We start from the raw sequence: 23,343 nt of genomic DNA, 5'->3' as shown, positions 1-23,343 counted from the left end.
AGAACGGCGCGGTGGTCGCCGTCCGCAACGCCCCCTCGCCGGCCGCCACCTCGTCGCTGGCGATCGCCGAGCACATCACCGACGCCCTGCTCGGTCGCGACCGGGAGTCCTGAGCCGGTGGCCCCCGACACCACCCCGCCTCCGGCCTGACGGCATGCGGGTGCCCGGCAGGAACCGGAGCACGGTGAGCTCCCGCGCCGCCGGCACGGCGGCGGTGAGCGTCACCACCGCCGGTGTGCTGCCCGGCTTCATGATCGGCGTGCTGTGGGTGCAGCTGCGCGCCGACCTCGGCTTCGGCCCCTCGCTGCTGGGCGTGCTGGTGGCCTGCTTCTTCTTCGCCTCCGCGCTGTCCGCGTTCACCGCCGGCATGGTGGTGCGCCGCTTCGGCACCTCCCCGGTGGTGCGGCTCTCGGCACTGGTGGCCGCCGTCTCGATGCTGGTCATCGCGGTGGCGGCGCAGCACACCCCGGTGCTGATCGGTGCCCTCGTCCTCGCCGGCTGGGGCAACGGCATCGGGCAGCCGGCCAGCAACGACCTGATCGCCCGGGCGGTGACCCCTGAACGCCACGGGCTGGCCTACGGCACGAAGCAGGCGGCGATCCCGCTGGCGACGATGCTCGCCGGGGCGGCGGTCCCGCTGGTCGCCATCCCGTTCGGCTGGCGGCCGGCCTTCGCGATCGGGGCGGGGCTGGCGCTGCTGGTGATGTTCACCGTCCCCAGCGGCCGCCGGCTGCCCGCGCGGGGCACCGCCGGGGCGTCGGAGGCGGCGGGGCCGTTCCGCCGCGCCGCGCTCGTCGTGCTGGCCTGCGGGATCATGCTCGGCGCGGCGACCGGCAACGCGCTCGGCTCGTTCTTCGTGGCCACCGCCGTCGACTCGGGCATCTCCCCCGGCACGGCCGGGGTGCTCGCCGCGGTGGCCAGCGCCGCCGGGGCGACGGCCCGGATCGCGTTCGGCTGGCTGGCGGACAAGGTGCGCACCCGGTGGCTGCTCGTGGTCGCCGCGCAGATGGCGATCGGCGGCCTCTCGTACGCGCTGCTGGGCACCGGGGTGGAGGTGCTCATCGCCGCCGGTGCGGTGATCGGCTACTGCACCGGCTGGGCCTGGGCCGGGTTGTCCACCTACTCCGTGGCCCGGATGCACCCGGGCATGGCGGCCCGCGCCACCTCGATCACCCAGGGCGGGATGGGGGCCGGGGCGGCGCTGGGTCCGCTGCTGTTCGGCGTCCTGGTCGCGGCCACCTCCTACCCGGTCGCCTGGTACACCACGGCGGCCGTCTCGGTGGTGGGTGGAGCGGTGATCCTCCAGGGCCGCCGGATGCTGCTGCGCGACCGCCCGGGTCTGGTGGCCGCGCAGCAGCTGCGCCGCCGGACCCGGCACGCCTGAGCCGGCTCAGCCCGGCGGCGCCTCCTCCCGCGGGAGGGCCCGGAGGATGTCCAGCGCGGCGGCCAGCGAGGGCGGCACGACGCCCGGTTCGTGGCCGGCCGCCGCCAGCCCCCGTGCGCTGAGCTGGTGCCGCTGCACCAGCCCGCCGGACAGCAGCGGCGGGACCCCGGTCCCGGCGACCGTGTCCCGGGCCATGCGCACCTCCACGGACCGGCGGCCGGCGTGCGCGACGTGCGTGGCGACCAGCATCGTGGCGAACTCGCGGGTCGAGTAGCGGTCCAGCGTCTCCTCGACCATGGCCATCAACGGCTCGACGACGTCGAGCTCGCGCGCGGCGAGCATCGCCTCCACCCATAGGCCCTCCATGCCCTTGACGACGACGCTGCGCAGCATCTTCAGCGCCGCCGCGGCACCGATCTCGCTGCCGACGACCGTGGCGCTGAGCCCGGCACCGGCGAGCAGCCCGGCCGCCTCGGCCGCGTCCGGACCGGCCAGCGAGATGGGGATCCGGGCGCCGTCGAGGGTGATGCCGCCCCCGGTCATCACCCCGTCGACGACCCGGACGCCGGTCAGCGCCGCGGCCACCTCGTGCTTGGTCGCGGGCTCCGTCGAGTTGAGGTCGACGTAGAGGACCCCGGCCGCCGCGTGCGGGGCGAACCCGGCGGCGGCGGGCACCGCGGTCGCGGGCGTGACCAGCGAGAGCACGACGTCCCGGTCGGCGAGGCCGGCCGGGTCGTCGACCGGGGTCGCCCCGGTCGACCCGATCGCCGCGCGCAGCGCCGGGCCGCGGGCCGCGTCGAGCAGCACCCGGTCGTGCACCGCCAGGTCCACGCCTGCCGCGGCGACCGCACCGCCGATGACCCGGCCGGCCTCCCCGAAGCCGATCAGCCCCCAGCGGCCGGTCACCGGGCGTCCTCGCCGGCGACGAGCTCCTCCGCCAGCGCGGCCAGCACCCAGGAGCGGTCGAGGGTGCCCGCGGCGATGGCGGCGAACTGCTCCTCCTCGGCGCGCAGCCGCTCCTCGCCGCGGCCCACCACCTCGACCGCCCGCTCGTGCGGCAGCACGACCACCCCGTCGGCGTCCCCGACCACGACGTCGCCGGAGCGCACGACCGTGCCCCCGGCCTGGACCGGTCCGTGCAGCTCGCCCGGCCCCTCCTTGTACGGCCCGAGGTGGTTGATGCCCAGCGCGAACACCGGCACCGGGCCGGCGGCCAGCCCCTCGGCGTCCCGGACGGCGCCGTCGACGACGACGGCGGCCACCCCGCGGGTGGCGGCGTAGCGACCCATGATCTCGCCCAGCACCGCCCGCTCCAGCGAACCCGCGCCGTCGACCACGAGCACGTCACCGGGCTCCGCGAGGTCCAGCGCCCGGTGGATCACCAGGTTGTCCCCGGCCCGGGTGCGGACGGTCAGGGCCGGCCCGGCCACCCGCGGCCAGTCCCCGCCGGGGACCCGGTGCACCCCGCGGATGCCACCGGTCCGCTCCATGCTGTCGGACAGGATGCTGGTCGGGAGCGCCCGGCAGCGCTCGATCAGGGCGGGGTCCGGGCGCGGGCCCCGGGGATGGCGCCGGCAGGTGCTCATGTCGTCCTCTTCCTCGTGCTGGGCTCGGGGAGCGTTGTGGTCATGTCGGGGCCTGGGCGTGCGCGCCCTCGCGGTGCCGGCGCAGGTGCAGCTCGGCCACGGGCAGCCCCCGGGAGCGGCGGACCATGCGCCGGGCCAGCCGGATGGTCAGGGCGGCGAGCAGGCTGAGCGCCGCCGCCACCGACCAGGCCGCGGTGTAGGAGAACGTCTGCGCGACGACGCCGAAGAACAGCGGACCGCTGGCGGCACCCAGGGAGAGGCCGGTCTGCACGAAGCCGGTCACCGACGCCGCGGCGGCCCGGTTGTCGCGGATGACCGCGAAGTGGAACAGCCCCGTCCAGGCCCAGCCGAGGCCGTAGGCCATGGCCGAGCCGATGAGGAACGGCACCGTGCGCCCGGTGGCCAGCAGCGCGTACCCGACCGCACCGCTGGCGAGCAGGTTGGCGATGAACAGGTAGCGGCTGCGGTCCGGGTGCCGGTCGGCCAGCCAGCCGAAGCCGATCCGGTTGACCAGGCCGAGCACGGAGCAGGCGGCGAAGAGCAGCCCCGCCGCCGCCGGCGACGTACCCGCGGCCACGGCGGAGTCGACGAGGAAGACCCCGGTCGAGGTGGCGGCCGAGGACCCCAGGAAGCCGCCGAGGGTGAGCACGAGGAGGCCGCCCCGCGGCAGGCCCTTGTCCGTGCCGGCCGGCGTCCGGTCCGCCGGCGGGTGCCCCCGCGCGTCGCGCCCGCCGACCAGCGACCAGACCAGGATCGACACGGCCAGCGCCACCCCGGCCACCGCCGCCCACCGCCAGCCGAAGACGAGTGCGATGCCGGGGACGGCCAGCCCGCCCAGCAGGGTCGCCGCGGGGATCGCGGCCTGCTTCATGCCGAAGGCCAGCCCCAGCCGCCGCTCGGTGACCAGCTCGGAGATCCCCAGGTTGGCCGAGGGCTGCGCCACCGCGTTGCCCAGCCCACCGACGGCCAGGGCCAGCATCAGCCACACCGGCGACTGCGCGAGCGCCACCGCGGTCAGCGAGGCGATGGCCAGGCAGGCGGCCAGCGCGGTGCCGCGCGCCGAGCCGAGCCGCTGCACCAGCCGGCCGGCCGGCCGCGCGCACAGCCCCGAGACCGCGAACAGCGTCGCGGCGGCGAAGCCGAACAGCCCCAGGCCGACGTCGAGGTCGGCGCGGATCTGCACCGCCAGCGCGCCCACCAGGAAGGCCGGCAGCACGCCGAGGACGGAGACGGCGACCGCCTGCAGGGTGGCCCGCTTCGTCGCCCGAGGCGCGGCGTCCGGGGGTGGGTCAGCCACGGACCGGGGCGCCGAGGGGGCGGCCGAGGCGGTCGGCCAGCTCCTGCAGCGCGGCGTGCGTCCCGGCGTCCAGGGGGACACCCCGTTCCCTGCGCAGCGCCCGTTCCGCCGCCGACCGCTGGCCGGGGGTGCGGACGGCGACCCCCTCGTCGACCGGTGCGAGCCCGCGCAGCTCGGTCAGCAGCTGGGCGGTGCGGTCCTGCATCGCTGCCGGCTCCCCCAGCCGGGCCGGGTCGAGGACGACGACGAGGTGGCTGGTGTCCGGGGGGCGGGCGCCGGACCGGAAGGTCAGGTTGCCGACGCCGGGCCCGAACGGTCCTCCCGCCAGGACGGCGGTCAGGAGCTCGACCAGCAGCCCGAGGCCGTATCCCTTGTGGCTGGACCGCTCGCGGTCGCTGCCGAGCGGGAGCAGCGCCCCCTTCCCCGGGTAGACGGCCGCCGGGTCGGTGGTGTCCCGGCCGTCCGCGGTCAGCCCCCAGCCCAGGGGAACGGACCGGCCGGTGCGCAGCGCGATCTCGAACTTCCCGCCGGCGACGGCCGAGGTGGCCATGTCGAAGACCATCGGCTCCTCACCGGCGACCGGCATGCCCAGCGCCAGCGGGTTGGTGCCCAGGTAGGGGCGGTACGCGCCGGCGGGCGCGACCACCGGGCCGGTGTTGGTGGCGACCAGGCAGACCAGCCCCTGGCGCGCCGCGTCGTATGCGTAGGAGCCGCTGGCCCCGTGGTGGCTGCTGCGGCGCACGTTCACCCAGCCCACCCCGGACCGCCGGGCCCGCTCCACCGCCTCGGTCAGCGCCACCTCGGTCACCGGGTGGCCGAGCAGGCCGTGCCCGTCGACCAGGGCGACCGCTCCGCCGTCGGAGTGCACGGTCGGCTCGCCGTCCGCGGCGATCGACCCGTTGCCGATCATCGTGACGTAGGCGGGCAGCCGGGCGATGCCGTGCGAGTCGATGCCCGACAGGTCGGCGTAGCCGAGGACGTGGGCGACCTCGCGGGCGTACCGCGGCCGCACGCCGACGGACTCCAGCACCTCGACGGTCCACGCCTCCAGCTCGGCGGCCGGCACCCGCACCACCGGTTCCTCGACCACCTCGACGGCGGCGGGGCCCGCCGCGGACGGTGCTCCGCCCGGGGCGGCGGCGTCGAACGCGGCGAGCACGGCGTCGGCGACCTCCGACGTGGACGCCGGCGCCACCCCGTCCGGTGCCAGGTCGTAGGTCCAGGGCCCCTCCTGCAGCACGGTGCGGGTCGCCGTCCGCAGCCGGTCCCCGATCGGGCGGGTCTCGTCGAAGTGCTGGAGGAGCGACACCAGGGCGAGGAACCCGCCGAGCGGGTCGGCCTGGCCCCGGCCGGCGCGGCGGGGCGCCGAGCCGTGGGCCGGCTCGAACAGCCCCTGGCACCGACCGCGCACCGGCGCACCCGGGTGGATGGAGGCCGATCCGCACAGCGCCGGCGAGCCCGCCCGGCCGGCCGCGAGGTCGCTGAGGATGTCCCCGAGCAGCCCTTCGGTGACCATCACGTCCGGGACGGCGGCGCCGGACCCGAGCTCGAACGCGGCCCGGTCGACGTAGCGGTGCTCCACCGGGACCCCACGGGCCTCGGCGACCTCCGTGGCGGTCTGCCGCCAGAGCCGGCCGGTGGCGTACAGGTTCGCCTTGTCCACCGAGACGAGGCGGCCCGGGCGCCCGGTCGTGGTGGCCCGCTGCTCGAGCACGTCGACGGCGAGGTGCACCACCTCGGCCACCCGCCCGGGCGTCAGCCGGAGGACGTCGGCGGCCTCCCCGCCGTCTGTGCTGAACGTGCGGTCCGCGGCTCCGCCGTAGGAGCCGCCGATGAGGTTGCGGACCACGGTGAGGGTGCTGTCCTCGTCGACGGGGATCTCCCGCACCGAGATCCGCAGGTCGTACCGCTCGCGGAGCCGGTGCAGGGCCACCTCGGGGCGGGGGCACACCTCCGGCGGCACGCGCGGGTCCTCCCCCACGGCGCCGAGCAGCAGCGCGTCCGCGGCGTCGCAGGCCTCGATGGTCGCCTCCGGGAGCACGGACCCCTCGTCCGCCGCGGCCCGCGCCCCCACCGGCCAGGGGCCGGTCACCTCGACCGCGCCCTGCTCGGCGAGCCGGCGCAGCAGCCGGGACGGCCCGTCGAGCACCTCCTCCCCGACGCCGTCGCCGGGGAGCAGGGCGATGCGGATCACCGCCGCACCAGCCGGCGGCCCACCGTGGTCATGATCAGCTCCGTGTCGGACTCCCCGACCGATCGCTCGAGGTCGGCGAGCCAGCCCGGCAGCGCCTCCCGCATCGTCGGGTAGTGGGCGTGGCCGAGGTCGCCGCCGAACGCGAGCATGTCGTGCGGGTAGACCTCGCCGAGGGTCGTCGACGGCGGGCCGTCGGTGGTGAGGATGTCGGGCAGGATCCCCAGCTCCAGGACGACGCCGAGCCGGGCGAACTCCGGCGCGGCGGCGTCGTCCCACTCCAGGAACGGCATCCGGGGGTGGTTCAGGAGCATCCGGGTGACCCCGGCCGCCTTCGCCGCCCGGAAGAGGACCAGGGCCTGCGAGCAGGTCAGGTGGCCCGAGGCGAGCAGCAGGTCGTGCGCCGCGACGACGTCGAGGACGTCGCGCCACGCCGGCAGCAGGGCACCGGCGTCGTCCAGGACGTCGACCTGCCGGAACGCCAGGTCGCGGTGGACCGACAGCTCCGGGCTCGACGCCGAGGCGATGTGCGCGGGGGCGGAGATCGTGGGCATCCAGACCACCCGACCGCCGAGCCGTGCGGCCACCTCGACCGCGTCCGGGTTGGCGCCCCCCGCCGGCGAGTTGAGCACGATCCCGCCGACCACCTCCACGCCGGCGGCGGCCTCCCGGCCGGCGGCCAGCACCGCCCGCTCCACCGTCGACCCCTCGTGCGCCTTGAGCACCGCGAAGTCGACGCCGACCTCCCCGTGCGCGCCCAGCACCTCGTGGTCGAGCCCGTGCCGCTCGACCAGGCTGGGCGCGCCGTGGACGTGCAGGTCCGCGACCCCGCCGATGAGCGTCGTCACGGGAGGAGCACGCCCACGTCAGCGCTCCCCGCGGGGAGCGCTGCCGGTCGTGCTCGACGGCGCGGTGGTGGTCGCCCCGGAGCCGGCCGGCGCACCGGACGCCGGCGACGCCTCCTCGGTACCGCTCCCGGAACCCGGCGTCGCACCGGGCCCGTCCCCCGCGGAGTGGCCGGCGCGCCGGCGCATGAACAGGTGCACCAGGGTGCCGGCGAGGCCGAGGCCGAGGCCCACGCCGATCCACAGCGGCTCCATGACCAGCAGCGTGAGCGCCGCGCCCAGGAACAGCACCCGCTCCGGCCAGCCGGCCGGCCCGATCAGCCACTTGCCGGTGACCACGGCGAGCGCGCCGACCGCGAGCGAGGAGGCGACGAACGCGATCGCGACCGTGGCGGCGCCGCCCTCGAAGAGCAGGCCCACCCCGTTCGGCGAGAGCACGAAGATGAACGGCACCAGGAAGGCCGGCAGCGTGTACTTCCAGGTGAGCCACATGGTGGGCACCGGTTTGCCGCCGGTGATCGCGGCCGCGGCGAACGGCGAGAGGGCCGTCGGCGGCGACACCTCGCTGAGCACCGCGTAGTAGAAGATGAACATCGCGGCGGCGAACGGCTCGACCCCCACCTGCTGGAGAGCCGGCGAGATGATCACGAACGAGATGATGAAGCTCGCCGTGACCGGTACCGCCAGGCCGAGCAGCACGACCACGATGGCCGAGAACAGCGCGGTCAGGACCAGGCTGCCGCCGGAGAAGTCGACGATGATGCCCGCGAGCCGCAGCGCCAGACCGGTGAGGGTCATGACGCCGACGATGATGCCGGCGACCGCCATGACGGGGATGACCGAGAGCGCGCCGACCGCGCCCTGGCCGAGCGCGTGCCAGATCCGCTTCGGCGTCATCCAGTGCTCGCGGTCCAGGAAGCTCAGCAGGAAGGCGAGCACGGTGGCGTACACGACGGCGCGGAAGGGCGTGTAGCCCAGCGCCAGGAAGAAGACGATCGCGGCCAGCGAGCTGAAGTGGTAGCCGAACCGGAACAGCAGCCGCCACGCCGACTTGTCCTCCACCTCGACCTGGTGCGTGCCGTGCCGGCGGGCGTCGAACTCGATCGCCAGGATGATCCCGAGGTAGTAGAGGATCGTCGGGATCGTCGCCCAGATCAGCACCTCGAGGTAGGAGACGTTGAGCAGCTCGGCGATGATGAACGCCGCGGCACCGAGGGTCGGCGGCGACATGATCGCGCCGATACCGGCCGCGGCGAGCACACCGCCACCGGCCTCCGACGAGTAGCCGGCCTTGCGCAGCAGCGGCCAGCCGAAGCCACCGAGGGTCACCGTCGTCGCCACGCCGGAGCCCGACACCGTGCCCAGCAGGAAGCCCGACAGCGTCACGGTGCGGCCGGGACCGGCCGCCGACTGCCCGAAGGCGGCGAACGACAGGTCGATGAAGAACTTCGTCGCGCCGGAGGCGGCCAGCACCGAGCCGTAGATGGTGAACAGGATGATGTAGGTCGCGGCGACCTCGAGCGGTACGCCGAAGATGCCCTGGGTCCCCATGACGTTGTGCCCGATGAGCCGCGGCCACTGGAAGTCCGCGGTGGTGAACGGGCTCGGCATGAAGGAACCGAAGTAGGCCATGGCCAGGAAGCCGGCCACCACGATCGGCACCAGCAGACCCACCGTGCGCCGGGCCGCCTCCAGCACCAGCAGCACGAGCAGGGTGCCCACGATGAGGTCGGTGTCCGTCGGGACGATGGCCCGGCGGAAGAAGCCCTGCCAGTCGTAGACCATGTAGAGGCCCGGGACCAGCGAGACCAGCGCGAGCACCCAGTCGAGGACGTTCGGGTGGTCGGCCTTGCCCGAGTCCTTGTCCTTGTCCGACCGGCCCCAGCCGCGGTAGGTCAGGAAGGTCAGGAACAACCCGACGCTGAGGAACAGCGGGAGGTACACCTGCCGGGGCATGGGGTTGAACACCCAGTAGAGGGCGAACAGGGACAACCCGACGCCCACGACGGCGACGACGTGGCCCGGGATGCCGGTGAGGTGCCGCGCCGGCTTCTCCGCCTCGTACTCGGCGAGCAGCGCCTCCTCGTCGATCGTGTCGGGATCCACGTCCCGGTCGCGGTGGCCGCTCTTGTCGATCGTGGCGGCGTCCTCGACCCCCTCGCGGGCGCCCGCGCTGGCCGGCGGTGCGCCCGGGACGTCGTCCTGGGCCGTGCCGGGCCGACCGGCCACCGCGGTCGCGCCGCCGCCGTCGGCCGGCTCGGAGCCGGCCTGCTTCTGCGTCCAGCGTCGGAGATTCATCAGCTGTCCTCGATGTCGAGTATCACGGAGGGGTCTTCGGTGACGACGCGCTGCCAGATCGGGACCGGCTCGGCGCCGGGCACGAACAGTGTGCGCTCGCCGAGGTCGGTAGCGGCGATGCGGAGGTGCTCGAAAACAGCGGGTCGGCTCGGGTCGGGGTCCACCACGAACGGGAGCCGGTCGCCCGGCGGTGACGGCCGCGGGGCACCGGGCACGGCGTAGTACTCCTCGAGGACGGCGACCTGCTCGGCCGCCAGCTCGACCAGCTCGAAGCGGCCGTCGGGGAGCACGCGGTAGCGCTCCTCGGCGAGCGTCCGGTAGATGCTGTTGCGGTACCCGACGGCGAAGGTGTCGCCGGCGAGCGGAACCTGTGCGATCAGCTCGCCGCCGGCACCGCGCACGGTGACCGCGGGCTCCCCGTCCCCTCTCGTGGCGACCGCCGCGACGCCGGTCGCGGCAAGCACGCCGAGCACGGCGACCGCGGCGACCAGCAGGCGGCGGCGCACGAGGTGCGGACGGGACGCCCCGCGGCTGCCGGGGCCGGACGACGGTCCGGCACCCGGCAGCACGGGGGCTCGGGAAGGGGTCAGCCGACCGAGTCGAAGTAGGTCTGCGCGCCCGGGCAGGTCTCGATGAACTCGACCTCGTCCGCGGTCTCCGCATTCAGCTCCTCCGCCGCGGGGTGCACGGTGAGCAGCTGCTCCTGGTTCTCGAAGATGGTGCGGGTGATGGCCTCCTGCAGGGCCTCGTCCATGTCGGTGCGGACGACGAGGATGTTGGGCGACACGATGTTCGGCACCGCCTCGTCCTGGCCCTCGTAGGTGCCGGCCGGGATGTCCTCGGCGAAGTAGTAGTCGCCGTACTCCTCGGCGAGCGCGTCCGCGTACTCACCGGTCGGGATGAGCACCAGCTCGCTGGTGCTCGCGAGGTCCACGATCGCTCCGGTGGGCAGACCGCCGGACCAGGCGCCGGCGTCCACCGTGCCGTCCTGGATGGCGGCGACCGTCTCGGCGACGCCCAGCTGGACGCGCTCGATGTCGGCCTGCGGGTCGACGCCGGCGGCTTCCATGATCCGGTCGGCGGTGACCTCGGAGGCCGAGCCCACGGCGCCGGGCGAGACCCGCTTGCCCGCCAGGTCCTCGATCGAGGTGATGCCGGTGTCCGCCGTCGTGAAGAAGTGCACGAAGTTGTTGTAGGTGTTCCCCAGCGAGCAGATGTCGAGCGCCTCGGTGAAGGTGTTCTCCCCGTTCGCGGCGTCGGACACGACGTCACCGAGGGCCAAGGCCATCTGCGCCTGGTCCGTGTCCAGCAGCTGCATGTTGTCGACCGAGGCGTTGGTCTCCTGCACGGTGACCGTGAGGCCGGGGATCTCGGAGCTCAGCAGGTTGGCCATGCCACCGCCGTAGGGGTAGTAGACGCCACCGGTACCGCCGGTGGCGAAGGTCAGCTGCTCGTTGAACTCCTGACCGGCCTCACCACCGCCTCCGGCGGCCGGCTCCTCGGCGTCGTCACCCCCGCACGCGGCGAGGGCGAGGGTCGTGACGACCCCGAGGGAGAGCAGCAAGCGGGAGCGCTTGCCGGAGGAGGTGCCGAGGGTCGTGGACATCAGTGGCCTTCCTGTCGGAATGCGGGTACAGCCGGGACGGAGGACCGACGGCAGGAACCGCATGACGGCCCCACCGCACCCGATGGGCACGTGCCCGTGCTGTGGAGCGGATCACAGGAGTGAATCAGTTCACAAATACGGCTGTCTACTGTTTACAGTCTCACAAAACGATGACGATTCCCCGACGTCGTGCGGAGGGTGCGGTCCGGTGCTCGAACAACGACCCATCGCGACGTCGCCGCTGCGCGAGCACGTGTACGAACGGCTGCAGGAACTGCTGATCAGCCGCAGCCTGGCCCCCGGCGACCACCTGGTCGAGGAACGGCTGGCCTCCCGGCTGGGCGTCAGCCGGGGCCCCGTCCGCGAGGCGCTGCAGCGGCTGCACCGGGACGGGTGGATCACGATCCGCCCGCGGTACGGGGCCTTCGTCAACCAGCCCACGGCGCAGCAGGTGCACGAGTTCTTCGAGGCCCGGGAGGTCGTGGAGCGGGAGGCGACCCGCCTGGCCGCCGAGCGCTGCACCCCGGAGGACGCCGCGCGGTTGCTGGAGATCTGCGACCAGGCCGACGCCGACTGGGCGCGGGGTGTCCCGACCCAACAGATGGCCGCGCACACCGCCCGGTTCCACCTCGCCGTCCTGCAGACCGCCCGCAACCACCTCCTCCTGGAGTTCGGCGAGCAGCTCTCCCACCGCAGCCGCTGGTTCTTCGCCCCCCTGGTGTCCTCGATCGCCCCGCGCGCCTGGCTGGAGCACCGCCGGGTGGCCGAGCTCATCGCCGCCGGCGAGGCCGACCGCGCCGCCGAGGCGATGCACGACCACATCTCGCTGTCCCGCGACTCCTACCTCCACATCCACCCCGACGGCGACACCTACGAAGGCCTCGCGCCCGACACGTCCCCCTCCTCGCAGGCGCTCGGCTCCGGCCGGTGACCGCACCTCCCATCCCCGAGCGGAAGAAGCAACCCATGGCACAGACCCCCGTCGTCCTCGTCACCGGCGCATCGAGCGGCATCGGCCGTGCCTGCGTCGAGGCCTTCCTCGCCCAGGGGGCGCGCGTCATCGCCGCCGCCCGCCGCACCGACCGGCTCGAGGAGCTGGCGGCGCAGCACGACGGGGCGGTGCTCCCCGTGGCGCTGGACGTGCGCGACCGGGACGCGGTGAACGCCGCCGTCGCCTCGCTGCCCGGGGAGTTCTCGCCGATCGACGTCCTGGTCAACAACGCCGGGCTCGCCCGCGGCCGGACGCCGCTGCACCAGGACGACCCGGACGACTGGGACCAGATGCTGGACACCAACGTCCGCGGCCTGCTCAACGTCTCGGGCGCGGTGCTCCCCGGCATGGTGGAGCGGGGCTCGGGCCACGTCATCAACGTGGGGTCCAACGCCGGCCGCGAGGTCTACCCCGGCGGCACCGTCTACTGCGCCACCAAGGCCGCGGTCGAGCGGATCACCCGCGGCATGCGGATGGACGTCCTGGGCAGCGGCGTCAAGGTCAGCGAGGTCGACCCCGGCCTGGTCGAGACCGAGTTCTCCGTCGTCCGCTTCCACGGTGACCAGGCGGCGGCCGACGCCGTCTACGACGGGGTCACCCCGCTGACCGCGGCGGACATCGCCGGCGTCGTCACCTGGATCGCCGGGCAGCCGCCGCACGTGGTGATCGCCGACGTCCTCGTCTACCCCCTGGCGCAGGCGGGCTCGGGCAAGATCGCCCGCAGCAAGGGGTGACCGTCCGCTGACGGCCGGAGCGAGCGCCGGGGCGGGGACCGGACGGCGGCGGGACTTCCCCGGCTGGCGCATGGTCTGGGCGCTCTCGGTGACCGAGACCGTCTCCTACGGCGTCCTCTACTACTCCTTCGCCGTCTTCCTGGTGCCGATGCGCGAGGAGCTGGGCGCCTCGACCGCCCAGCTCTCCGGCGCGCTCACCCTCGCCCTCGCGCTGACCGGGATCGGCGGGGTGGTCGTGGGCCGGTGGCTGGACCGCTCCGGACCCCGCTGGATCATGACCGCCGGCAGCCTGCTGGGCGGCGTCTCGGTGCTGGCGTGGTCGCAGGCGGAGGGGCTCCTCGGCCTCTACCTGGCCTTCACGGGCATCGGGCTGGCCAGCGCCGCGGTGCTCTACGAGCCGGCGTACGCGGTGATCAACACCTGGTTCCGCCGCGACCGGGCGAAGGCGCTGCTGACCCTGACCGTGGTGGCCGGCTTCGCCTCGACGATCTTCCTGCCGACGTCGCAGTTCCTCATCGAGCTGCTCGGCTGGCGATCGGCGCTGGGAGTGCTCGCCGCGGTCGTCGCGGCCTGCGCCGTGCCGCACGCGCTGCTGCTGCGCCGGGCACCCGCCGACCTGGGCCTGGCGCCCGACGGCCGCCCCGACCCCGGGCCACCGCCCGCGGCGGGCGTCGGCGCGCCGGGCGCCGGGGCGGTCCCCGACCTGGCTCCCTACCGGGGCGCCGGCGCGGCCTGGCGACGGCCCGCGGTGCGCTGGCTGACCCTGGCCACGGCGTTGCAGATGGTGGCCAACGCGGTGGTCGCGGTCTTCCTGGTGGCCTACCTGCTGGAGGTTGGGGCGCCACCCGGGCTCGCCGCGCTGGCGGCCGGCGCGCTCGGCGCGCTCTCGGTGACCGGACGGGTGGTGCTCACCGTGCTCGCGGCCCGGGTGGGCATCGGCACCGTCACCGCCGCGATGGTCGCCGGGCAGGCGCTCGCGGTGGTGCTGCTGTTCCTGCTCCCCCAGCCGGCCGCCACCGTCGTCTTCGTGGTGCTGTTCGGCGTTGGCTTCGGGGTCCTCAACATCGCCCGCCCGGCGCTCCTCGGGCAGTACGTGCCCGGGGTGGTGTTCGCGACGGTGTCCGGGCAGCAGGCCCTGGCCGGCCAGTTCGGCCGCGTCGTCGCACCCGTCGCCGGCGGCGCGCTGATCACCGCCGCCGGCTACGGCGCCGTGTTCACCGTGGTCGCCGGCTGCGCGCTCGCCGCCGCCGCCCTGCTGGTGCTCTCCGAGCGCGCCGCCCGCTGACCCGGGCCGGCGGGCCGGCCCGGGTCAGCGGGCGGCGCGTCAGACCACGCGGGTCAGCGCCGGCCAGAGACCGTCCGGCCCGTCGGCGAGCAGGCCCGAGGCCAGCACCCGCGACCACACCAGCTCGCTGCCGGCCTCGTCCCGCCACGACCACAGCCGCCGGGTGAGGTGGTGCAGCTTGTGCTCCTGGGTGAACCCGATCGCACCGTGCACCTGGTGCGCCAGCCGGGCGACCACCTCGACGGCGGCACCGGCCCGCACCTTGGCCGCGGCGGCGGCGAGGACGACGTTCTCGCCCCGGTCCAGCGCCTGCACCGCGGCGTCGGTCAGCGCCGTCACCGCGGTCACCTCGCCGGCCATCTCGGCCAGTTCCATCTGGATCGCCTGGAACTTGCCCAGCGCACGGCCGAACTGCTGCCGCTCGCCCGCGTACTGCACCGTCCACGCGAGCACCCGCTCCAGCGCCGCCGCGAGCTGGACGGCCCGCGCGAGCGCGTACCGCGCGCGCACCTCGTCCGCCTGCGCCGGGGTGAGCAGCGCGCCCGCGGCAGCGGCCTGGTCCAGCACCAGCGACCCGCGCGGCTCGCCGGCCAGGTTGAACGCGTCGGTCGCCGGCAGCGACGAGGAGTCGACCAGCGCGAGGACCGAGCCCTCCACGCCCGCCGGCGCCGGCACCAGGACGACGACGGACGACGCCGCCCCCGCCCAGGGGACGTCGGTGACCGTGCCGGACAGCGTGAACCGCCCCGGGCCGTCCCCGTTGTCCACCGGGTGCACCGTCACCGAGTCCGCGACCGCGAAGGTGGTCGGCTGGTCGGGCGAGGGCAGCGACAGGTCCGCGGCCACCAGGGCGGGCCCGGCCACCAGCAGCTGCTCGGCCACCGGCACCGCCGCGGCGCCGGCCGCGAGCGTGCGCACGATCGCCACCGCGTCGGCCAGCTCACCGCCCGAGCCGCCGGCCTCCTCGGGCAGCCCGACACCGGTCAGCCCGGCCTCGGCCAGCGCCGACCACAGCCGCTCGTCCCAGCGGCGGTCGGCGGTCAGCACGAACGGCTCGTGCGAGCCGAGGATGTCCCGGACGGTCTCGACCACCAGGTCCTGATCGCTCATCGCAGTCCCAGTCCTCGCGCCACGATCCCACGCAGGATCTCGTTGGTCCCGCCGCGCAGGGTGAAGCCCGGCTGGTGCAGCTGCGCCTCGGCGAGCGACCGGGCCAGCGGGTCGGGCGAGTCGAGCGACGGCGTCACGTCGACCACCTTGCGGATCTCCTCGATGATGTCGGCCTCGAACGTCGTCCCGACGTCCTTGACCAGCGCGGCCGGGATGTTCGGCAGCTCGCCGCGGTCCAGCGCCGCCGCGATGCGCAGCGACATCTGGCGCAGCGCGAGCACCCGTGCCGACAGCCGGCCGAGGACGGCGAGCTGCGCGGGGTCACCCGAGTCGGCGACCCGGCGGCCGAACTCGGCGACCAGGGGGTACGTCGACAGGAACCGCTCCGGGCCCGAGCGCTCGAACGCCAGCTCCGCGGTGACCTGGTGCCAGCCGTTCCCCTCCTCGCCCAGCAGCATGTCCCCGGGGACGACGACGTCCTCGAACACCACCTCGTTGAAGTGGTGGCCGCCGTCGAGGATGCGGATCGGGTTGATCGTGATGCCCGGCAGCGACAGGTCGACCAGCAGCTGCGACATGCCGGCGTGCCGGTGCGCGGGGTCCGCCGGGGAGGTGCGGACCAGCACGATCCCGTAGTGGGAGTGGTGCGCGTTCGACGTCCACACCTTCGCGCCGTTGACCACCCAGTCGCCGTCACCGTTACGGGTGGCCTTCGTGCGGATCGAGGCCAGGTCGGAGCCGGAGTCCGGCTCGCTCATCCCGATGACGAAGAAGCACTCCCCCGCGATGATGCGCGGCAGGATCTCCTCCCGCTGCTTCTCGGTGCCGTAGGTCAGCAGGTTCGGCCCCGACTGCCGGTCGGCGATCCAGTGCGCGGCCACCGGAGCACCGGCGGCCAGCAGCTCCTCGGTGACGGCGTAGCGCTCCATCGCCGTGCGCTCGTGCCCGCCGTACTTCTTCGGCCAGGTCATCCCGAGCCAGCCGCGTTCGCCCAGCTTCTTCGAGAAGGCCGGGTCCACGCCGGACAGCCAGGTGTCCACGTGCGTCCGGAACGTGCCGGCGGCGAGCTCGGCGGCGAGGAACTCGCGCACCTCCGCCCGGACCTTCTCCGCCGCCTCGGAGGGCGGAGCGGGTGCCAGTGTCAACGAGTTGCTCATGCGACTCCCCAGATGTGGTCGTGCCCACCCTGGTTGTACAGGGCCGAGGAACTGCACCGCACGCCGGGCCCCGGCGGAGCGGGCGGGGGACGTCCCTCCGTGGCCGCCCGCGCCGCGGCGGTCCCGGTGCGGCCGGCCTGCCTCAACGCTCCGGCTCGTCCTCCGGCTCGGCCGCGCGGGTCAGCTGGCGCAGCTCGGTGACCACGTCGGTGGCCACCGTGCCCAGCGACGTCAGCGCGCCCGACACCAGCCGGCGCACGCCCGGCACGTCCAGGCCCAGCGCCGCGCCGATCCCGGACCCCGTCTCCAGCCCGCCGAGCTCCCCGGTGACCGGCGCCCGCTCGGCGAGCTCGGGCGACCAGCGCATCGCGTCCCCGGACAGCGACCAGTCCCCGGTCGCACCGTCGATCGCCTCGGTGACCGGGTTGGAACGAGCCGACGAGTCCATGACCGCCTCCTGCCGGGGTCGCTCCATGGTGACCCGAAACAGCGGCGGCCGGAAGCGGTCACGCCCCCGGGAGTTGCGGCCGCTCCGTCCGGGTCAGCGCCAGCAGCGCGATGTCATCGGCCCGGTGCACCCCGGTCAGCTCGGCCAGCAGCCGGTCGCACAGCTCCTCCGGGTCCGTCGTGCAGGACCGCGCCGCCACCTCCCGCAACCGCTGCATACCCGCGTCGATGTCGGCTCCGCGGCTCTCCACCAGCCCGTCGGTGAACAGCAGCAACGTCGCGCCCACCGGCAGCACGCCGGTCCACTCCTCCGCCGGCGCCGGGGGTGCGCCGAGCATGCGGGTCGGCCGCACCGGCAGGTACTCCGCCGTGCCGGCCTGGCACAGCAGCGGCGGCAGGTGCCCGGCCGAGGCGATGCGCAGCTCGCCCGTCGCCGGGTCCAGCGTCACGAACAGCGCCGTCGCCATCCGCTGCAGCTCGAACAGGTCCCAGTTGTGCTGCAGCCGGTCGATCAGCACGGCGGGCGTCGGCCGGTCGACCGACATCGCCCGGGTCACGCTGCGCAGCTGCCCCATCGTCGCGGCGGCGGTGATGTCGTGGCCGACGACGTCGCCCACCACCAGCGCGACCTGCTCCCCGGGCAGCCGGAGGACGTCGTAGAAGTCGCCGCCGACGTCGACCCCCTGCGTCGCCGCGACGTAGCGCACCGCCGTCGCCAGCGACGGCAGCCGTGGGGGCGACGGCGGCAGCAGGCTGGCCTGCAGCGTGTGCGACGTCCGCGCCTCGAACTCGAACCGCTGCCCCTTGTCGACGACCTGCGCCAGGTGCAGCGCCAACTGCTCGGCGACGTCCACGTCGGCCTCGGTGAACGGCTTCCGGTGCCGGTCCGCGGCGAAGGTCACCACGCCCAGCCGGCGACCATCGACGATCATCGGCACGCTGACCAGCCCGGTCAGCTCCAGCCGCCGGGCGACGTCCCGGACCCCGCCGTCGACGGCGATCGCCTCGAACATTGCCCGGGCCTCGTCGGCGTCGCGCACCCACTGCGTCCGGCCCTTCCGCAACGCCTGCGACCCAGGGTGCATGGGGGAGCGCTGCGGCGGCTGGCCCTCCCGCAACCGGTCCAGCCACGGCTGGCGGACCGGGTCGCGGTGCCGTGCGACGGGGCGGGTCATCCCGTGCTCGGTGACCAGGTCGATCACGCAGACGTCGGCCAGCCCCGACACCACCAGCCCGGCCAGCCGCTCGACGGTCTCGGTCACGTCCGCCGCGTCGGCCATGAGCCGGGATGCCTCGAGCAGGAACGCCGACCGCTCCCCCTGCTGGCGGGTCTGCTCGTGCAGCCGCACCCGCTCCAGCGCCTGACCGGCCTGCCGGCCCAGCGTCCACAGCAGGTCCACCTCGGCCGGGCTCAGCGGCTGGTGCCGCCCGGGCTCCTCCAGGCTGATCAGGTCACCGCGGGCCGGCACACCCCGCGCCAGCACCAGCACGCCCAGGCGCTTGGAGTCCGCCGACACCGGGACGACCACCAGGTCGGTGAGCCCGTCGGCCGCCATCGTCGCCGCCAGCTGCGGCTGGTCGGCGCGCAGCCGGGCGTCGAGCACGATGGAGCGCAGCCCCTGCGCGAGTTCCAGCGCCAGCCGGCTCCCGGCTGCCTCCTTCAGCCGCCGCAGCAGCTCCCGGGAGAGGCCCTCCGAGCGCACCGGCCGCAGCGCGGGCAGCTCCCGCCAGTCGTCGGCCTCGCCGTCGACCATCACCAGCGCCGCGCCACCGGCCCGCAACGCCGCCCGGCCGCGCTGCACGATCACCGTCGCGACGTCCTCGGGCGTCGTCGCGGCGGCCAGGTCGAACACGACCTTCTGCACCACCCGCGACCGGGCCTCCGACTCCTCGGCCAGCCGCTGCGCCGCCAGCAGCTCGCGCTCGTACCGGCGCCGCGCGGTCGCCTCGAACAGCGTCGCGCGCACCAGCAGCGGTGAGCCGTCGTCGTCGCGCACCTCGACGGCGTTGAGCAGGCAGGGCAGCAGCGTGCCGTCGATGCGGGTGATGTCGATGGCGATCTCGCGCACCGCGCCCTGCATGCGCAGCAGCGGGACCAGGTGCGTCTCGTAGAAGACCCGTCCGCCCACGCTGAGCAGGTCGTGGATCCGGCCGCCGAGCAGGTCGGCCGGCGGCCGGCCGGTCCAGGCGCAGAACGTCCGGTTGGCCTTCACGATGCGGCCGTCGGGCAGTGTGGAGAGGTACCCCATCGGCGCGTTCTCGTAGAGGTCGGCCGGGTCCTCGTCGAGCAGGCGGTTCAGCCGGCTCGACGGTTCGCGCGGCTCCTCCGGGCCGGTCACGTCCCACCGTCCCGGCCGGTCACGGCGTCAGGAACGCGCGGATGGCGGCCGTCGTCTCCTCCGGCGCGGACAGCTGGGGCACGTGACCGCTGGCCCGCATGCGCACCAGCACGCTGCCGGGGATCGCGCGGTGCACGTACTCGCCCACCACGTCCGGCGCGATCGCGTCGGCGCTGCACTGCAGCACCAGGGTGGGCAGGTCGAGCCCGCACAGGTCGGTCCGGTTGTCCGAGAGGAAGGTGACCCGCGCGAACTGGCGGGCGATGTGCGGCGCGGTGCGGCAGAAGCTGTTGGTGAGCTCCTCGGCCAGCTCCGGCCGCTCCGGGTTGCCCATGATCACCGGGGCCATCTGCGCCGACCAGCCGAGGTGGTTGCTGTCCAGCGCGTCCAGCAACCCCACGATGTCGCTGCGGCTGAACCCGCCGACGTAGTCCCCCTCGTCGACGTACCGCGGGCTCGGCCCCACCATCACCAGCGCACCGAACAGCTCGGGCGCCCGGTGGTAGGCGAGCACCCCGATCATCGCGCTGACCGAGTGCCCCACGAAGACGACGTCGGAGAGCTCGAGCTCGCGGCAGATCTCGACGACGTCGGCGGCATAGCCCTGCAGTGAGTTGTACTTCTCGGGGTCGTACGCCGACAGGTCCGACCCGCCGGAGCCGACGTGGTCGAACAGCACCACCCGGTGGTCGACGGCGAAGTCGGGTGCGACCAGCCGCCACAGCGTCTGGTCGCAGCCGAAGCCGTGGGCGAAGACCATCGGCCGCCCCGCCGCGGGACCGATGAGACTCACCCGGTTGCGTGCCACGACGCTGCCCACCCACCCGACCGTAGCCGACCGGGAGCCCGCTGTCGTCGATCTCCGCGATCCCCGAGCGGGAGTCGGTGTGGCCGGCGCTGCTGCGGGCCGCACCCGTGGCCGAGCGGCCCGCCGTCGAGGCCGCGATCGCCGGCTGGACGTCGGCCTGCTCGCGGATCGACGCCGCGCTCCGGGACCTGGACACCGCCGCGAACCAGTGGGCCGTGTGCGGCAGCAGCCGCGCCCGGGACGGCTTCGCCCTGGCCTGCCGGCGACTGGCCGGCGACGTCGCCGCGCAGACCGCCGAGGAGGAGGCGGTCCTCCTCCCCCTGCTCGACCGGTACCTGACCGACGCCGACTGGACGGCGATCATCCGGACCGCCCGGTGCGGGCTCTCCGGGCGCCAGCAGCTGCTGGTGCTCGGCCTCGCGCTGGAGGACGCCTGCGCCGGTGACCGCACCCGCCTGCTCAGCGGGGTGCCACGCTCGACCCGGCTGGCCTGGCGCCTCTACGGCGGGAACCGCTACCGCGCCGCCGTCGTCCGGCTGCGCGGGGCCCCGCCCGCCGCCTGAGCGACGTCCTGCCGCGTGAGCGGTTGCCGCTCGGCGTCAGCGCCTGCCGGTCGGCGCCCTCGGCCGCTGCTCAGTAGCGCGACGTCCCGCACTCGCGGCAGCGCTTGCGCGGCGTGACGGCCTGTCCCTGGCAGTTGTCGCAGACCCAGGTGGTCCGTTCCTTCGTGGTGGTGCTCATGGCTGCCCCCTCGGGAGTGTGTGCTCCCGACGGTAGGCAGCCCGGATGTCCCGGAGGTGACGCCGACGTTGCCTTTGGGCGGAGGCTCACAGCCCGCCTGCGTGCCCGCCGCGGCCGCGCGGACGATAGTTGTCCGTCGGAACTGACGACGGAAGCGATGGGCCTTGACGACAGCACGACAGGCAGCGACGCAGGACGCCGAGCTCGCGACGGAGCAGACCTACGTCACCGGCCTGCACCAGCGGCTCGACGAGGTGCGGGCGCGCACCGTCACCCGCCTCCAGGAGGCGCTGGCCACCGTTCCGCACAACCCGCAGGCGATCGGTGAGCGGGAGGCGGCGGTCGAGCTGCACTCCCAGCGGATCGTCGCCCTCGACGCGGCCGACAGCGGGCTGTGCTTCGGCCGGCTCGACCGGTACGACAGCGAGGTGGCGCGCTACATCGGCCGGATCGGGCTGAACGCCGACGACGGCCGGGAGGAGCCGCTGCTGGTCGACTGGCGCGCCCCGGCGGCCCAGCCGTTCTACACGGCCACGCCGCTGCACGACCTCGGCGTCCGGCGCCGCCGGCACCTCCGCACCCGCGGCCGCACGGTCGTGGGCCTCACCGACGAGACCCTCGACCTCACCGACCCCGAGCTCGCCCAGCGGTCCGGGCTGGCCGGCGAGTCGGTGCTGCTGGCCGCGCTCAACGCCACCCGCACCGGCCGGATGAACGACATCGTGCGCACCATCCAGGCCGAGCAGGACCGGATCATCCGGGCCGACCACCGCGGTGTCCTGGTCGTGCAGGGCGGACCCGGCACCGGCAAGACGGCGGTCGCCCTGCACCGCGCCGCCTACCTGCTCTACACGCACCGGGAGCGGCTGGCGCGCAGCGGGCTGCTCGTCGTCGGCCCCTCCCCGACCTTCCTGGGCTACATCGCCGACGTGCTGCCCTCGCTGGGCGAGACCGGCGTGGTGCTCACCGACCTGGGCGGGCTACGGCCCGGCCTCCCGGCGCACGCGCCCGAGCGCCCGGAGGTGGCCGTGGTCAAGGGCCGCCTGGCGATGGTCGACGTCGTCACCGCCGCACTGCGCAACCGGCAGGCGGTCCTGGACGAGCCGGCGCTGCTCACCATCGACGGGACGCCGCTGCGCGTCACCAAGGCCGACGCCGCGCGCGCCCGCAGCCGCGCCCGGGCCGTCTCCCGGCTGCACAACGAGGCCCGGCCGGCGTTCGCGCACGCACTGGTCGACCTGGTCGCCCGCAAGTACGCCGGCAAGCTAGGGGAGAACGTGCTGGGCGGCGGCAACCTCCTCGGGGAGGGCGACGTCGCCGCGCTGCGCCGCGAGGTGGCCGCCGAGCCGGCCGTCCACGCACTGGTCGACCGGCTCTGGCCCCGGCTCACCGCCGAGCGGCTGCTGCGCGACCTTTTCTCCTCGCGCCGGCGGCTGGAGGCGGCGACCCGGGGCTGGTCCGACGCCGACCGCGAGCTGCTGCTCCGACCGCCGTCCGCGCCGTGGACCCCGGCCGACGTCCCGCTGCTGGAGGAGGCCGACGAGCTGCTGGGCGTCGACGACAGCGCGCAGCGGTCCGCCGACCGCCGGGAGCGGCAGCGCCGGCTGCGGGACGCTCAGGAGACGCTCGACCTGCTGCACGGCTCCCGCTCCACCGACTGGGAGACCGAGGAGGAGTCGGAGGAGCTCTCCGCCGGCGACCTGCTCGACGCCGAGGGGCTGGCCGAGCGGCAGGAGGTCGCCGACCACCGGTCGACCGCCCAGCGCGCCGCGGCCGACCGCACCTGGACCTACGGGCACGTCATCGTCGACGAGGCGCAGGAGCTGTCGGCCATGGCCTGGCGGGTGCTGCTGCGCCGCTGCCCGACCCGGTCGATGACGCTGGTCGGCGACGTGGCCCAGACCGGCTCCGCCGCCGGCGCCTCCAGCTGGGCGGAGGTGCTCGAGCCGGCGCTCGGCCCGCGGGACCTGCGCGGGTGGCGCCTGGAGGAGCTGACCGTCAACTACCGCACCCCCGCGGAGATCATGGACGTCGCCGCCGAGGTGCTCGTCGCCGGCGGGGCGGCCACGTCGGCGGCCCGGTCGGTGCGCTCCACCGGCGAGCGGCCGTGGGCCCGGCAGGTGCCCGAGGACGAGCTGGTCGCCGCGGTGGCGGCCGCCGCCGCGGAGCTCGACGCCGCGGCGGGCACCCTCGGCGTCGTCGTCCCGCGCAGCCGGGTCGAGGCGGTCACCGCCGCCGTGCGCGCCGCCGTCCCGTCGGCGGCGGCCGACGGCGACCTCACCGCGGGCCCCGTCGTCCTCACCCCCGAGGGCAGCAAGGGCCTGGAGTTCGACTCGGTGCTCGTCGCCGACCCCGCCGGGATCCTCACCGAGGGGGTGCGCGGCTCCAACGACCTCTACGTGGCCCTCACCCGCGCCACCCAGCGGCTCGGCGTCCTCCACCCCGGCGAGCTGCCCCGCGAGCTGAAGGGCCTCGACCCGCGCTGAGCAGCCGGCCCCGGGGGTGTTCTCCGGGAAGTCCGTCT

The 23,343-nt window shown here is 75.0% G+C and carries 19 protein-coding genes; 6 read left to right on the top strand and 13 right to left on the bottom strand.

The window, feature by feature from the left end; translation table 11 throughout:
- Positions 1-184 precede the first annotated feature (184 nt).
- Positions 185-1,384, top strand: a complete 1,200-nt coding sequence (locus O2W17_RS21550; RefSeq protein WP_269194535.1) for an MFS transporter — start codon at positions 185-187, stop codon at positions 1,382-1,384.
- Between the two features lie 6 nt (positions 1,385-1,390).
- On the opposite strand, the gene O2W17_RS21545 is transcribed toward O2W17_RS21550, so the two are convergent.
- The 8 genes from O2W17_RS21545 to O2W17_RS21510 all read right to left on the bottom strand — a co-directional run bounded on the left by O2W17_RS21545 (position 1,391) and on the right by O2W17_RS21510 (position 11,207).
- Entirely contained in the window at positions 1,391-2,290 is a 900-nt protein-coding gene (locus O2W17_RS21545; protein WP_269194534.1) for a DUF1932 domain-containing protein, read from the bottom strand.
- On the bottom strand, positions 2,287-2,970 hold the full coding sequence (locus tag O2W17_RS21540) for a dimethylmenaquinone methyltransferase (RefSeq protein WP_269194533.1): 684 nt from the start codon (positions 2,968-2,970) through the stop codon (positions 2,287-2,289). The genes O2W17_RS21545 and O2W17_RS21540 overlap by 4 nt, the downstream gene beginning before the upstream one ends.
- A gap of 40 nt (positions 2,971-3,010) precedes the next feature.
- Positions 3,011-4,267 (bottom strand): MFS transporter, encoded by a 1,257-nt coding sequence (locus O2W17_RS21535; RefSeq protein ID WP_269194532.1) that lies wholly within the window; start codon positions 4,265-4,267, stop codon positions 3,011-3,013.
- Positions 4,260-6,461, bottom strand: a complete 2,202-nt coding sequence (locus O2W17_RS21530) for an Ldh family oxidoreductase (protein WP_269194531.1) — start codon at positions 6,459-6,461, stop codon at positions 4,260-4,262. The genes O2W17_RS21535 and O2W17_RS21530 overlap by 8 nt, the downstream gene beginning before the upstream one ends.
- On the bottom strand, positions 6,458-7,306 hold the full coding sequence (locus O2W17_RS21525; protein ID WP_269194530.1) for a DUF6282 family protein: 849 nt from the start codon (positions 7,304-7,306) through the stop codon (positions 6,458-6,460). Before O2W17_RS21525 ends, O2W17_RS21530 begins: the two co-directional genes overlap by 4 nt.
- An 18-nt stretch (positions 7,307-7,324) precedes the next feature.
- Positions 7,325-9,601, bottom strand: a complete 2,277-nt coding sequence (locus tag O2W17_RS21520) for a TRAP transporter permease (RefSeq protein WP_269194529.1) — start codon at positions 9,599-9,601, stop codon at positions 7,325-7,327.
- Positions 9,601-10,107, bottom strand: coding sequence for a hypothetical protein (locus O2W17_RS21515; RefSeq protein WP_269194528.1), 507 nt, complete (start codon positions 10,105-10,107; stop codon positions 9,601-9,603). Before O2W17_RS21515 ends, O2W17_RS21520 begins: the two co-directional genes overlap by 1 nt.
- 80 nt (positions 10,108-10,187) lie before the next feature.
- Positions 10,188-11,207 (bottom strand): TAXI family TRAP transporter solute-binding subunit, encoded by a 1,020-nt coding sequence (locus O2W17_RS21510; protein WP_269194527.1) that lies wholly within the window; start codon positions 11,205-11,207, stop codon positions 10,188-10,190.
- Between the two features lie 208 nt (positions 11,208-11,415).
- Here O2W17_RS21510 and O2W17_RS21505 point away from each other — a divergent pair, with 208 nt between their 5' ends.
- From O2W17_RS21505 to O2W17_RS21495, 3 genes are all read left to right on the top strand, one after another.
- Complete coding sequence (locus O2W17_RS21505; protein ID WP_269194526.1) at positions 11,416-12,138, top strand: GntR family transcriptional regulator; 723 nt, start codon at positions 11,416-11,418, stop codon at positions 12,136-12,138.
- A gap of 35 nt (positions 12,139-12,173) precedes the next feature.
- A complete protein-coding gene (locus O2W17_RS21500) occupies positions 12,174-12,932 on the top strand; it encodes an SDR family NAD(P)-dependent oxidoreductase (protein ID WP_269194525.1) in 759 nt (252 codons plus the stop codon).
- Positions 12,933-13,020: 88 nt separating this feature from the next.
- Positions 13,021-14,217, top strand: a complete 1,197-nt coding sequence (locus O2W17_RS21495; protein WP_269194524.1) for an MFS transporter — start codon at positions 13,021-13,023, stop codon at positions 14,215-14,217.
- Between the two features lie 39 nt (positions 14,218-14,256).
- Here the strand turns inward: O2W17_RS21495 and O2W17_RS21490 are convergent, their stop codons facing one another.
- The 5 genes from O2W17_RS21490 to O2W17_RS21470 all read right to left on the bottom strand — a co-directional run bounded on the left by O2W17_RS21490 (position 14,257) and on the right by O2W17_RS21470 (position 20,090).
- Positions 14,257-15,327: an acyl-CoA dehydrogenase family protein gene (locus O2W17_RS21490; protein ID WP_269194523.1), complete on the bottom strand. Its 1,071-nt coding sequence runs from the start codon at positions 15,325-15,327 to the stop codon at positions 14,257-14,259.
- Positions 15,324-16,484: an acyl-CoA dehydrogenase family protein gene (locus tag O2W17_RS21485; protein ID WP_269194522.1), complete on the bottom strand. Its 1,161-nt coding sequence runs from the start codon at positions 16,482-16,484 to the stop codon at positions 15,324-15,326. Before O2W17_RS21485 ends, O2W17_RS21490 begins: the two co-directional genes overlap by 4 nt.
- Before the next feature lie 142 nt (positions 16,485-16,626).
- A complete protein-coding gene (locus O2W17_RS21480; protein ID WP_269194521.1) occupies positions 16,627-16,932 on the bottom strand; it encodes a hypothetical protein in 306 nt (101 codons plus the stop codon).
- Between the two features lie 58 nt (positions 16,933-16,990).
- A complete protein-coding gene (locus O2W17_RS21475) occupies positions 16,991-19,270 on the bottom strand; it encodes a SpoIIE family protein phosphatase (RefSeq protein ID WP_269194520.1) in 2,280 nt (759 codons plus the stop codon).
- 19 nt (positions 19,271-19,289) lie between these two features.
- Entirely contained in the window at positions 19,290-20,090 is an 801-nt protein-coding gene (locus O2W17_RS21470) for an alpha/beta fold hydrolase (protein ID WP_269194519.1), read from the bottom strand.
- A 65-nt stretch (positions 20,091-20,155) separates the two neighbouring features.
- On the opposite strand from O2W17_RS21470, the gene O2W17_RS21465 reads away from it, so the two are divergent.
- Positions 20,156-20,641 (top strand): hypothetical protein, encoded by a 486-nt coding sequence (locus O2W17_RS21465; protein WP_269194518.1) that lies wholly within the window; start codon positions 20,156-20,158, stop codon positions 20,639-20,641.
- A gap of 342 nt (positions 20,642-20,983) precedes the next feature.
- Positions 20,984-23,305, top strand: a complete 2,322-nt coding sequence (locus O2W17_RS21460; protein ID WP_269194517.1) for a HelD family protein — start codon at positions 20,984-20,986, stop codon at positions 23,303-23,305.
- The last annotated feature ends 38 nt before the right edge of the window (positions 23,306-23,343 follow it).

The sequence above is a fragment of the Blastococcus sp. VKM Ac-2987 genome, from assembly GCF_026967805.1.
Classification (GTDB): domain Bacteria; phylum Actinomycetota; class Actinomycetes; order Mycobacteriales; family Geodermatophilaceae; genus Blastococcus.
Note: the sequence above shows the minus strand (reverse complement) of the source record. Positions and strands in the feature narration are given on the sequence as shown.

Bases quoted from the DNA above. Each gene is read 5' to 3' on its own strand.
- O2W17_RS21540 (WP_269194533.1), bottom strand. From the start codon at position 2,970: ATGAGCACCTGCCGGCGCCATCCCCGGGGCCCGCGCCCGGACCCCGCC.
- O2W17_RS21520 (WP_269194529.1), bottom strand. From the start codon at position 9,601: ATGAATCTCCGACGCTGGACGCAGAAGCAGGCCGGCTCCGAGCCGGCC.
- O2W17_RS21510 (WP_269194527.1), bottom strand. From the start codon at position 11,207: ATGTCCACGACCCTCGGCACCTCCTCCGGCAAGCGCTCCCGCTTGCTG.
- O2W17_RS21500 (WP_269194525.1), top strand. From the start codon at position 12,174: ATGGCACAGACCCCCGTCGTCCTCGTCACCGGCGCATCGAGCGGCATC.
- O2W17_RS21490 (WP_269194523.1), bottom strand. From the start codon at position 15,327: ATGAGCGATCAGGACCTGGTGGTCGAGACCGTCCGGGACATCCTCGGC.
- O2W17_RS21485 (WP_269194522.1), bottom strand. From the start codon at position 16,484: ATGAGCAACTCGTTGACACTGGCACCCGCTCCGCCCTCCGAGGCGGCG.
- O2W17_RS21480 (WP_269194521.1), bottom strand. From the start codon at position 16,932: ATGGACTCGTCGGCTCGTTCCAACCCGGTCACCGAGGCGATCGACGGT.